General features: G+C 46.5%; 1 tRNA gene. It reads right to left on the reverse strand.

Annotated features, from left to right (window positions below):
- Nucleotides 1-157: 157 nt before the first annotated feature.
- A tRNA-Glu gene (locus tag AC2A06_RS19035) sits at nt 158-233 on the reverse strand.
- Nucleotides 234-271 lie beyond the last annotated feature (38 nt).

Raw genomic sequence — 271 nt, forward strand, 5'->3', positions numbered from 1 at the left:
CAGTTAACTCATTGATGCGCTGAAGTTTCAATTTTCAGCTTGTTCCAGATTGTTAAAGAGCAATATCTTAAACATGACTCCACAGAATCATCTTTAAGATAAAAAGTATCATCAGATACTGAAGACCGCCGCTTTCACCGGGATGGTCGGAAGCAGTTGGCGTCCCCTAGGGGATTCGAACCCCTGTTACCGCCGTGAAAGGGCGGTGTCCTAGGCCTCTAGACGAAGGGGACACGACACCGTACTTTTATGACGCTTTTGCTCATTACTG

This window comes from Serratia sp. HNCC26DJ244 (assembly GCF_057180565.1).